This is a genomic window from Prevotella sp. P3-92, from assembly GCF_002251205.1.
Taxonomy (GTDB): domain Bacteria; phylum Bacteroidota; class Bacteroidia; order Bacteroidales; family Bacteroidaceae; genus Prevotella.
Window position 1 is genome coordinate 1 of record NZ_NPJE01000052.1, and the last position, 9,449, is coordinate 9,449.

Here is a 9,449-nt window from a genome sequence, read left to right on the forward strand (position 1 = left end):
AACTTCATTGTCAATACTCTTGGAGCTTTGGCAGCATATTGCTTCTTTCCTAAGAAACCTACAATTGCCGTTCAAAGGACTATTGATAGACAATTGACCTTATTCTAATTCGTCGAACTCACGTTAATTATATACAATTATGGCTAAAAAAACATCGATACACATTTGCGCTGCCAAGTATGGTGCCGAGAAGCACAACAGACGCGAGAAGGAGATGAAGCATGTTCATCCCGAGTATTCAAATCTTAACAAGAGTTGGGAAGCTGAGGACTTCAAGTCGGTAGCCGATGAGATTCGCAAGGCTAAGGAACGCTATTCCAGCCATCATTTCTGTCGTAAGGCGAAACTTGATGAAAATGGAAAACAATTGACAACACTTGCTTACGATAAAAAGACGGTCGACCCAATCGTTGACCCTAAAACTGGACTTCAAAAGGTTGTTCCAGAATGGGAACTCGACTTGTCGAAACCCAAGAAGATGCCCAAGAATGCCGAGCCTGTCCGTGAAGGTGTTGCTGTCATCACAGAGAATACGACGATGGAGCAGATGAAGACTTTGGCTAATCAAATCGAACAGCGTTGGGACATCAAGACCAAAGCCATCTATGCTCACCTTGATGAAGGCCATGAGCATTTGGTGACGGATAAGGATCATCAGCAGGGTAAGTATCTCGATTCTGCAGAAGGTTCGACAATCTTTCTCTGGAACCACCATGCTCACTATGTTTTTGATTGGACTGACCATGAGACAGGCCAGTGCATCAATCTAAACCGTCATGATATGTCAGAACTTCAGGATATGTTGGCTAATACTCTCAAAATGGAGCGTGGCAAGAAAAGTGACAAGAAATGGCGCGACGCTCATACTTTCAAGGCTGAGCAGGAAGCCATTCGTGCCAAAGAGGTAGCAGAATATACTGAACGTAAGAAAGCAGAAGTGAAGCAGATTCAGAAGAACATAGAAGCCAGTAACAGTAAGTTGACCAAACTTCAGGAAGCCATCGACGAATTGCTTTCTGCAACGAGTGTTCCAGAAGAAGAACTGGAGGCGGTACCATTTGCTGAAATGACATTCTCCTTCCAAGGTTCAAAGGAACCGTTGACCGTTAAAGACCTTATTAACATGACATTGTCACGACTTGATAGGGAAATCAGCACACCTATTCCTATATTGAAGCGTGAAGAATGGCAAAAGGAACGCAATGCCAAGGCTAAAGAGATTGTTACCACCCTTCAGAGCCAGTTACTCAGCGTATCGAAACTGCACAAAAAGAAAATCAATGATGTCGGCAAGAAGATGTATCTCGATGTCAAAAGGAAGATTGCCTTAGCTGCTAAGACGGACAAGGAGAATATGGCGTTGAGACAACGTATCTCGGAACTCGATGAAAGAGCAGTAGCCCGTGAGAAAGCCAAGACCCAAATTGCAGAACAAAAAGCCAGGGAACAGACCATGAGAGCAGAGAAGGCAGAAAAGCAAGTGGAGGAATCAGTAAAGCGCTTGTCAATGATGGAGAGGTTCATCAGTCAAGCAGGAGCAACGGAAGCCTTTGTTAATTGGAGTAATCTCTATGGTCTTGTCGAAGAAGCTGCTAAAGCATTAGTAACTTGGGCGCTAAGCAAGAAACTTGTATTCACCAATAAGGATGAGCGTACAATAGGCCAGGGAATTGTTGCAAAATGCCAACTAGAAGGATTAAATCCATCCGATGAAAATAATCGTCAGAAGGCGGCAAAAGGCATTGCGGACATTGCAGATTCCATTGTCGGTGAAATTAGTCAATTCAAATGGGATATTGCCTTACGTCGTATGGACCAACTAGCCTCTGAAATGAGTATGTCTGATAATAATTGCCTTCTCATAAAGGGTAGCACATCAAAACGCGGTCTTGGGTAATGGTGTTAAACATGTTTCATTTAAAAACCTCGTCAATAGATTTCTAAATTTGTGTGTAGACTGCGTTGCGAGATGTTTCAAAATTTACTATTAGGATTTTTCATACGCGTTTCAATATAAATTTCAACTATTTTCATTATCTTTGCAACAACTTAAGAAACAAACGATGCTGAAACGATTCTTCCATATATGCGTCTTAGTTCTGCTACTCAACGCCTGTGGTAGTAGGGAGGCTCAGCGTTTGCTTGACCAAGCAGAGGCTGTTATAAATGAAAACTCCAGTGAGGCTATCACCATTCTCGACAGCATTAGCAATGACGGACTATCCCGCAGCCAGCGTATGCGTCGTCTGTTGTTGCTTACCAATGCCCAGAACAAATGCGATACGGTTTTCCGTTCTGACAGTATCCAAAAACTTCTCGTCAATTATTATGAAAGCCACGGTACTGCCAACGAACGAATGCTTGCCCACTATCTCCTTGGACGCGCTTACCAAGATATTCATGACTACCCTAATGCTCTGAATAATTATCAGAAGGCTGCAAATCATGCAGATACGACAGACATTGAATGTGACTATGCCTTGCTCAGTAGAGTTTATGGGCAGATGAGCGATGTTTTCTACCACCAAAATCTGATTGAAGAAGATTTAAAGTTTAATAATCTTGCTATCAGATACTCATGGAAAGCAAAAGACACACTCGCTGCAATATTAGGTATGGCGGGAAATATAGCAGCCTATAAAGGAATGGGGAAGCCTGACTCTGCACTATCCATTTGCGAACAAGCATCCGTGCTCGCCAGAAGATATGGATATAAGAACTTGTCTGCCGGAATCTTAGGAGGAGCCATTACGATACTTGTAGAGAAAGATTCCTTGAACAAAGCCAAGACCTTCATGGACATATACGAATCAGAATCCGGTTTCTTTGACGAAAACCATGATATAGTTAAGGGGCGTGAGGTTTACTATTACCCTAAAGGACGCTATTATTTGGCTGTCGGGAAATATGATTCTGCAGAACACTATTTTCGCAAGGAACTCCGTGAAGGTAAGGATTTCAACAACCAGAATGCCGCATCAAGAGGTCTGGCGCTGCTTTTCCAGAAGACACATCGGCCAGACTCTGCAGCCAAATACGCGCTTTACAGTTATACGATGAACGATTCCGTCTATGCTAACATGGCAACGGAAGAAGTGGAACGGATGAAAGCCATGTATGACTATTCGCGTTATCAGGAATCAGCCCGATTGGCCAACGAGAAATCTGAAAAAATGCACAAAAGGCTTATGGTCATCGGCTTTTCTACGTTTAGTATCATCGCTATAACCTTCATTGTTATACGTAGGGAAAGAAAGAAACGTATAGCGGCTCTCCATCATTACAAACAGAGTATTGCCGAACTTGCCAAGGCACAGTCGGAAGTCATCAGGCTTAGATCCCATGGAAGAAACATAGAAACAGCCCTCTCGCAAGCACAAAGCAATATAGAGGAGTTAAACAATTACACTTCAGAATTAAATCTTTTGATAGAGAAAAAGGAGATAGACATTGAGATTCTACGGAGTGATATTGAGAAATACCAGAGCAAAGAAACTAAAGAAAGGGAAATTGCAGAGGCGAAACTAAAGGATTCGGAAATCTATCACATTTTTGACAAGTTGGCGGCAAAAGGAAACCTGCCTTCTGCTGAAGAATGGCAACAAATGTATATGATGGTCATAGACTTTTTCCCCTCATTCTATCAGTTTATATCTTCCAAGAAATATGCCTTGAACGAAAAGGAATTCAACACCTGCATCCTTATCCGTCTGCATTTCCGACCAAAGGACATCTGCAACTTGCTTGGAGTTTCATCTGCCTATATCACGAAAATACGCAATACGATGATGAAAAAATTATTCGGTGTTGAGGGTAATTCCAAGAAACTTGATGAAGAAATATTGGGTCTTTGAATCGTCTGTATGTAAGAACGGCTTCATAATCAGTCAATTACATTGAGGTTAATTTTTGGTTAATTATCTCTGTTGTTATTGTTTTGGCATCATAATTCAACGATGTAATTTCGCATGCAAATCAAAACAAAACAACGATGAAAAAGATTCTTATTTTATTCTTTGCTGTCTGGTTAGGCAGCATGGCTTCAGTAAAAGGTAACCCCAAAATCTTGCACTCCTCGATCATTGACGAAACGCCCATTTATCCAGGCAAGCCAAAAGCACCTGCTCGTCCGCTGACCATTGACATCACGGGGCACACGCTCACCCTCTTCTATCCGTTTGAGGAAATCATTTCTGTGGAACTCTTCGACGAAGACGAGAACCTGGTCTATACCGATTGGCTGGCTCCGGGTCAGACTTCTCTCGTTTTCCCTTCCACATTTACAGGAGAATACGCCATCCGCCTCACCGTCGGTTCTGTATATTATATAGGTGTAATTGAACTGTAAGCAGAGCGAAGATGAAAATAAGAGTTTTCATTTCTGCTTTATCATTGCTATTTGGGATAACATCGGTCTATGGTCAGGTGAACCTGTCTGAAATGGTTCCGGCATCAACCGACAGTTTACAGAAGAGCAGAATCCGTTACTTCTCCCCCGGTAAGGGAGGGAGTAACAAAGTGTGGGACTTTTCCAGGAAACTCGGATCTAAGGGGGCAGAACAGGTGATGTTTATGAAGGACAGCACAGGCGTGGTCTCCGTCATTGAGCCTGGCAAAATCCGTTATTATCGGGCAACCCCTGACACGCTCGTTCTCGTCGGCAGTGAGTCAACGCTGGAGAAAAGGGACTATGCCCTGAGTAAAACCACAAGGAGACTCCATCTCGTATATGGAGACTCTATCGGCAAGCCGTTCAGATGCGAGGGGATGTACTGCGGCGACCATCCTTTCCGTGAGGTCGGCACGACAACCGTCAAGGTGGATGCCGACGGCTCTATAGTGCTGGCGGAGAACGACACTCTGAGGAATGTGCTCAGGGTGCATACCATCGACTCCTACTCCATCTGCATGGACATCGACTCCGCCGCCCTCGACACCGCAAGGCTCGCACAGGTCATTGACGAACGCTACGAGTGGTATCTGCCCGAATCGCAGTATCCCGTTATCGAGGACGTGACAAGCACCAGCTACTTCAACATGGACGTTGTGGGAACGACGAGATATGCCTACTGCAACCTGCCCTCAGACCAAGTGCCATATTATATAAGCCAGACGGACTTCCCGTCAGACGATGAGCAAGAGGGATTCGCTGACGGGGACGCGCAGGACGACGGAATCATACATTACCAGATAGAGACACACGGGAAGGTAATACAGATGGCATACGACCTTGACGAGGACGCCACCATCACAAACATCGTCGCCAACCACATGGGCATGCTATGCGTAAGCAGGCAATGGACACAAAACGCAGGACAGGGGTATTCCACACAGATAGACTGCAACGGACTGCTCCCGGGAGTGTATATCCTCTATATCAACGTTAACGGAAAAGTATACAGCGAGAAAGTGACACTATGAAAACAACAGCAATTAAAACCGCAGCATTATTATTACTGGCGGCTCTTTCTTGTTATGCCAATGCCGACGACACACAAGATTTGAGAAATATCTATAACAGCCTTCTGCCAGACTTCCAGAATCTGACTCCAGAGGCAAGCGCGCTTGGACAGTATGGGAAATACAACAACTCGGGGTACACTGGTGTGCCGAACATTTCTGTACCCTTATTCGACATATGCTCAGGAGACTTCACTATGCCTGTAGAACTGTGCTACGATGCGTCAGGCATAAAGGTTGACCAGCAGGCAACGTATGTTGGACTGGGATGGAACATGGTTATGGGCGGGAGCATCAGCCAGATAGTATGTGGAAAGAATGACTTTAACCAGAATTCATTTAGCATAAACCCAAGTTCGATAACCAACTTGGACCTGCTCCAGACTGTATTGCCTGGAATAGGATATACACCATATTACTGCATAGCAGGCCTTCCCCTTGTCAGGTTTCCTTCAGTTCCTGCAAACCCCTCTCTCTTCTGCCAGCCTATAGAAGAAGACCGAAAGAAGTTTGACATCCTGAGAGATGTCTCAGACGGGGTAAGAGTCCCGGACATATTCCAGGCTTCCTTTTGCGGGCATAGAGTTTCTTTTGTCATCGACACTGGAAGCAAAGAGGCAAGGATTATCGGAAACGACGCAACGGCTTACAGAATAGAACTAAAGGATTATACCGGCTCCTATCCTCACAGCATAGAGATTACGGACGACCATGGGCAAATGTACGTCTTTGCCGAGGCGCCAAAGACTTCCATGGAGGACAATGCGTCATACAATCTGGCGGAAATAAGGAATGCTGCGGGCCGATGCCTTGCAGAATTCAAATACTCCGAAAAGGGATACAGTCTTTTACAGTCCTATTATGAGACCGTAGGCAAGCGCGACGAAAACTCCGACATGCCGATAGCATCGGAAGCAATTCGGGAGATATTCATAAAGCGCAACCAGCCAAGCACGCTGGTATATGGCATTAGGGAATACTATCCTGACACCATTATAACCGACAAAGAGGCAGTAACGTTTGCCTATGGAAGCAGGGAGGACATAAAGTTTGCGAAAAGAATAGACAGTATAACCGTAAGGTCAAGCGACAACGGCACGATATTGCATACTGTCGCTTTTGCCTATGGATACCATACGGAAAGCGAATATGAGCACACGCTTTGCAGCAAGTACGGATATACAAACGTGTATGGCTTTAAACGGCTAAAATTAACTGACGTTACGGTTGACGGAAAGAAATACTCATTCGGATATAACGATGCGCAAGAATTGCCTTCCCGAATAAGCATGCGGCAAGACTTCTGGGGGTATTACAACGGGAAGACCAACGCTGACGGCCTATGCGCTTCACCAGAATACAAATATGACTATGATGGCAGGCTTACAGGTATTGAGACTGTTGGGCCGGCTAACCGTTACGCTAACGAATTGTACTGCAAGATTGGAACATTAAACCAGATTACATACCCTACCGGCGGCTTCACGTTGTTTGAATATGAGATAAACCACTTTGACGATGAACACGGAAAATATTACTACCCGTCTGCCAGTTCAAGCGTTAAGATTCCGAGGACGGTAACATGTGGTACAGGCTATAACGGAACAGGCTATAACAACACACCAGAGACGAGGGATTTCGACATCGACCAGGCAGTGCCCGTCGAAATATCCTCTGGATCTTCTTATTTGCCTTCGCCACAGCAATACTACAAACTTGACCTGGGCATCGTCGGCAAGGATTCCACAGGACAAACCGTATTCTCAAGGTATTATACTAAATATAATGACATGGAGGATTTCAAGGAATCATGCGTGCTTCCCAAGGGACATTATGTGCTGTCATGCAAATTCAGCACTGTGGCAAGTGGATTAATAACTGGAGGACGCATTCAGGTAACGCTTCCGCCTGCATACGTTGAAGATACATCTATTGCCGATGCCAGCGGAAAGTCTGTCGGCGGTGGGCTAAGAATCAGGACAGTAGAGAACTATGACAGCGATGGTGAGATGTTAGGATATACACGCTATAGGTATGAAGAAGGAAAACTGCTCATACCGACAGTTGACAAAGAGCACATCGACATGCAGTACCTCTTTGCCAGCAAGCCTGCCAATCCTTGTTTCTACTCCATACCGTCAACCCTGTACTGCGCCTTTTACTTTATAACCTCCGACCCGAAATATCTTGCTGTTTGTTCTTTGGAATGCCCGGATGTCGGCTACTCTAAAGTTACTAAGGAGAATTACGACAAGGACGGGCAACTGATGTCATATAGCACAGAGAATTTCCATAACGACGGGTGTCACAGTGTCAACAACGGCATTTTCGGAGTAAACACGGACGGACTCAACGGAAAACTGACAGAATCCGCGACATTTTCAAGTGACAGTGTGCTGATGCACAAGATTTGCTATTCTTATACGGTAATCGGCGGCAGCCCTGCCTTGAGCGATATGGTTTTCTTCCCTTGGGCTCGATGCTCAGACATGAGTCCCGGTAGCAGTGCCTTGGATGTATATTACAAATACGCCCTGATCTCCAAATCTCCCTTGTGCGCATTGCCCTCAAGCGTCACCGAGACTGGCTATGTTGATGGTGTGGCGATGAAACCAGTAACTACAACTTACGAATACAATGAAAACAATTACATGCCCTCCAGCATAACAAAGAGCGTTGCCTTCAACGCCAACACGGAGGAGACATGCCTGACAAGGTATTGGTACCCAGGTGATGCGGAAGCCGTCAACTCAAACACGGCATGCCTGACAAGCGCGCATTGTATCAGCGAGAGAGTAAAGGCTCTGCAATACAGGAACGGGAACACAGTTGGCGGCTACAGGAATCTTTACATGCCGCTTTCAAATGGCTTGCCGGTAGTCAGCAAGAACTATTCCATAACTCCTAACAACAGCGAGGTTCTTGAACTGGACGTGACAGACTACGACGACTACGGAAACATCTGCGGTTATAAGAAGAAGGACGGAACTCCCGTTGCCGTAATATGGTCTTACTGCCATCGGCTTCCTGTATTGGAGATTGTCGGCAAGGCATATTCCGAAGTAAAGGCAATGTCGGGCATTGTCGACATTCTGGAAAATGGAACTGCCGCCACAGAAATAACAAATGCTACGGAGTCTCTTCACGCTGCCCTGCTGAATGAGAGAGCCATGGCGACAGCTTATGAATATTCCCCATGGCATACTCTTTCATGTGTCATCAAGCCTAACGGAGACAAGGCGAAATACCGCTATGACACCTATGGAAGACTGGAAGAAGCACGTGACGCTGACGACAATATCCTTCAAAAATATAACTACAACTACAAGACTAACTAGTATGAACAATATAAAACTATTACTTGCACTCCTGCTGTACGTTCCTGCCCTGTGCTCTGCTCAGACGGCAACGGAGAACTACGTCAAGACAGTGACGATGCTTGACGCGGACGGGACAGACTCGCTGCAGGCGGTGCAGTACTACAACGGGCTGGGCTATCCCACACTCTCCGTCGCCACTGCCGGCACCGACGGAGGGACGGCATGCACCCTGACGACATACGACGGAGCGGGGCGCGAGAAACGCAGGTATCTACCCGTGCCGGCAAACGGTCTTGAATATATCCCCGTGAACGGTGTCACGTCCATGGGCCTGTTTTATCTTGACAACGGCTTCTTCACAGAGAGCCACTACGACGCGCTCGACAGGGTGACAGCAGTCGACATCGCAGGAGACACATGGAGACAGGCGGGAAAGCAGGACAGGACAGAGCATCTCGCCAACACACTGTCCGACCTCGTGCTGCACTACGAGGCTCCCGAGGACGGATCGTACAGCCTCACGCTCCCCGAGAACACATCATCCTTCGAGTACTATCCAGAGGGAACGCTGGCAAAAGCAGTGTCTTACGATGCCGACAACAGGAGCACAGCCGTATTCACCGACCTGCTCGGGAGGAAGATTATGGAGCGCACCGCAGCAGGAGATAC

At 46.0% G+C, this 9,449-nt stretch carries 6 protein-coding genes; all 6 read left to right on the forward strand.

Features of this window, described 5'->3' with window-relative positions; genetic code table 11:
* The first annotated feature begins 139 nt into the window (after positions 1-139).
* Entirely contained in the window at positions 140-1,897 is a 1,758-nt protein-coding gene (locus CIK93_RS07450; RefSeq protein WP_094435020.1) for a phage tail tape measure protein, read from the forward strand.
* Between the two features lie 166 nt (positions 1,898-2,063).
* Positions 2,064-3,854: a hypothetical protein gene (locus tag CIK93_RS07455; RefSeq protein ID WP_094390554.1), complete on the forward strand. Its 1,791-nt coding sequence runs from the start codon at positions 2,064-2,066 to the stop codon at positions 3,852-3,854.
* Positions 3,855-3,991: 137 nt separating this feature from the next.
* On the forward strand, positions 3,992-4,348 hold the full coding sequence (locus CIK93_RS07460; protein WP_094390555.1) for a hypothetical protein: 357 nt from the start codon (positions 3,992-3,994) through the stop codon (positions 4,346-4,348).
* 11 nt (positions 4,349-4,359) lie between these two features.
* The gene (locus CIK93_RS13660) at positions 4,360-5,421 is read left to right on the forward strand and encodes a hypothetical protein (RefSeq protein ID WP_094390556.1); all 1,062 of its coding nucleotides are present in this window, start codon (positions 4,360-4,362) and stop codon (positions 5,419-5,421) included.
* Entirely contained in the window at positions 5,418-8,798 is a 3,381-nt protein-coding gene (locus CIK93_RS07470) for a hypothetical protein (protein WP_094447039.1), read from the forward strand. The genes CIK93_RS13660 and CIK93_RS07470 overlap by 4 nt, the downstream gene beginning before the upstream one ends.
* A 1-nt stretch (position 8,799) precedes the next feature.
* A partial coding sequence (locus CIK93_RS07475; protein WP_144269539.1) for a DUF6443 domain-containing protein occupies positions 8,800-9,449 on the forward strand: 650 nt, incomplete at its 3' end.

Coding starts and splice junctions, on each gene's coding strand:
- CIK93_RS07450 (WP_094435020.1), top strand. CDS start 140: ATGGCTAAAAAAACATCGATACACATTTGCGCTGCCAAGTATGGTGCC.
- CIK93_RS07455 (WP_094390554.1), top strand. CDS start 2,064: ATGCTGAAACGATTCTTCCATATATGCGTCTTAGTTCTGCTACTCAAC.
- CIK93_RS07460 (WP_094390555.1), top strand. CDS start 3,992: ATGAAAAAGATTCTTATTTTATTCTTTGCTGTCTGGTTAGGCAGCATG.
- CIK93_RS13660 (WP_094390556.1), top strand. CDS start 4,360: ATGAAAATAAGAGTTTTCATTTCTGCTTTATCATTGCTATTTGGGATA.
- CIK93_RS07470 (WP_094447039.1), top strand. CDS start 5,418: ATGAAAACAACAGCAATTAAAACCGCAGCATTATTATTACTGGCGGCT.